The 1,981-nt window shown below is 63.9% G+C and carries 5 protein-coding genes; all 5 read right to left on the reverse strand.

The features are described 5' to 3' along the window. Nucleotides 1–125 precede the first annotated feature (125 nt). Genes B5X82_RS26590 through B5X82_RS26070 form a run of 5 tightly spaced genes read right to left on the reverse strand, consistent with a single transcriptional unit; the run spans nucleotide 126 to nucleotide 1,761 of the window. Nucleotides 126–713, reverse strand: a complete 588-nt coding sequence (locus B5X82_RS26590) for a hypothetical protein (protein ID WP_139385181.1) — start codon at nucleotides 711–713, stop codon at nucleotides 126–128. Further along, nucleotides 710–1,021: a hypothetical protein gene (locus B5X82_RS26060; RefSeq protein ID WP_017503343.1), complete on the reverse strand. Its 312-nt coding sequence runs from the start codon at nucleotides 1,019–1,021 to the stop codon at nucleotides 710–712. Before B5X82_RS26060 ends, B5X82_RS26590 begins: the two co-directional genes overlap by 4 nt. Then, nucleotides 1,018–1,194 (reverse strand): hypothetical protein, encoded by a 177-nt coding sequence (locus B5X82_RS26900; RefSeq protein ID WP_017503342.1) that lies wholly within the window; start codon nucleotides 1,192–1,194, stop codon nucleotides 1,018–1,020. Before B5X82_RS26900 ends, B5X82_RS26060 begins: the two co-directional genes overlap by 4 nt. Then, complete coding sequence (locus B5X82_RS26065; protein WP_026109654.1) at nucleotides 1,191–1,418, reverse strand: conjugal transfer protein TraD; 228 nt, start codon at nucleotides 1,416–1,418, stop codon at nucleotides 1,191–1,193. The genes B5X82_RS26900 and B5X82_RS26065 overlap by 4 nt, the downstream gene beginning before the upstream one ends. A 37-nt stretch (nucleotides 1,419–1,455) precedes the next feature. Further along, nucleotides 1,456–1,761 carry a conjugal transfer protein TraD gene (locus tag B5X82_RS26070; protein ID WP_066564286.1) on the reverse strand — a complete coding sequence of 102 codons (306 nt, stop codon included), beginning with the start codon at nucleotides 1,759–1,761 and terminating at the stop codon, nucleotides 1,456–1,458. Between the last annotated feature and the right edge of the window lie 220 nt (nucleotides 1,762–1,981).

Genomic DNA, 1,981 nt, shown 5'->3' on the forward strand with positions numbered 1-1,981 from the left:
TGAGATTGATGCTGTCCCGATTGTCGCCGCTGGGATGGGACCGCATCAATCTCACCGGCGATTATATCTGGTCCGAGAGCCTCGACCTCGATGCCGATGGCCTCATGCCGCTGCTCATCAAGCCGCTACCGTGAATCTGTGTCCGAATAATGTACAGAGGCCTGGGTGCGCTGGTCGTTGCCTTCCGCGACCCACAGGCCAACCCAGTCATAATTCTTGCGGCTAACCTTTTGCGCGGTGACGAAACGAAATCCGGCGATCGTAGGGGTGCGATCGGGGCGGGGCGGGACATAGCCCTCGACATAGCCGCTCTTGCCGATACGCCCATTGGAGACGGCGACGATTCCGCTTTTGCCATATTGGCGATCCCAGGTGATCCAGCATCCCGACGAGCGGGAATGCACCGGGCCGGGGGATTGATCGAAGTCGGCAAAGCGCGGATCGTCCGATTGGAGCATCAGCCCCCAACCGTAGCGCAATTGTCCAATGCGCCCCTCTCCGGGGGCAGGCCATCCGGTGTCCGTGCGGTAATGGCCGCCCAGTGCCTCGACGGGCAGGGGCGTGGAGGTAATGGCGACAGCGTTGGAGGGTGCATCCGTCACCGGACAGGCGGGGGGCGTGTCGGCGGCGCTGGCGGGACCAGCGACCAGACAAGCGGCGGCACCAGCCAACAGGATCGCGCCGGAGCGGCGCAAGGATAGGGTCAGGCTCATTGTTCCTCCCGTCCACGTTCGAGGTTCTTCAGGCGAGCGAGCGGCGTGATCGGCAGCGCCGGGTCGGCGTCAGGATGATCGAGCAGCTTGAGGACGATGGCCGTGGCGAGGGGAGGGGGCACGGCTTCGGCGCGCAGCATTTCGAACAGGGCCTGTTCGCCGATGGTGAGGTCCATGCCTTCGATCGTGAGATTGGCGCGGGCCTCGGCATCGGCTTCGCGCCACATTGCGACTTCGGCGGGGGTGCCGCGCACATAATCGAGCGTGCGGACCTGGTTGCGGATCGTTTCGATATCGAGGCTGTTCATTGATGGTCCTTCCCGGTGCTATGGCGGTGCAGATAATCGAGGGCTTCGCGGGCGGACTGTTCGCTCGGAAAGAGAAGATCGAGCCAGCTCTGGCTTTTTTCTGACCAGAGGCCCCATGCGCTTTCGAGTTTCTTGTCGGGGCGTTTCATGACGCGGTAATCGTCCAGCCTCATTGCGAGTCCTCCTGCTCCTCCGCTTCCGCGTCGAATGCGCGACGCCCACGCCGCTTCCAGAGCACCAGCAGATCGCCGGCTTTATCCTCCCGCACACGTCCAGCCAGTTCGAGCATCGCGCCATAGAGGGTGGCGCGATCGTCGTCGGCCAGTTCGACGAGGCCGGCTTTCTGGACGAGGCCGCCCAACTCTATGAGATGGCGCGTGCGCTCGCGTCGGGCCATGACCCATCCTCTCGTATCAGCGCGACGCGCGGCGTCTTCAAGCCTGTTCCTCGCTTGCGCCAGTTTGCTTGCCGCCTTCGCCGTCGCAGCCAGTGCGTCGCCAAGCCTTGCGCCCGCGCCCCTGAAAGAAGGCCGCGCCCCGCGAGCGCCACGCCTCCTTTTCTTCCGCGTTAGCCGATCCCACGGCGGCGAGCAGCACGCCCGCCAGCATGTCGGGATCGAGCGCATCTGCCCCGGTGGACGTGACCAGCTCGCCTAGTTGCTGCACCTTCTTCGCCTTGAGCGCGCGGGCCTTGTCGCCCAGCGCCTTCAACTCGGCGTCATAGTCGCGGACCTTGCGCATATTCTCTCCCTCGCGCCCATGATCGGGAGCCGCAGCGTAGCACGATCGCAGGCACAGGACAGCGGTTCCGAACAAAAATGCGGCCAAGTCAATCACGCGAACGGCAGAGAGTGTAAGTGCGCGCTTATACATCGTTGCCGACCTGCGCTAAGAAGGGCAGTATGGCGGCCGTTATGGCGATCTACCATTTCTCGGCCAAGGTCATCAGCCGCGCCAACGG

It is taken from the genome of Rhizorhabdus histidinilytica, from assembly GCF_900167915.1.
In the GTDB taxonomy this organism is placed as follows: Bacteria; Pseudomonadota; Alphaproteobacteria; order Sphingomonadales; family Sphingomonadaceae; genus Rhizorhabdus; species Rhizorhabdus histidinilytica.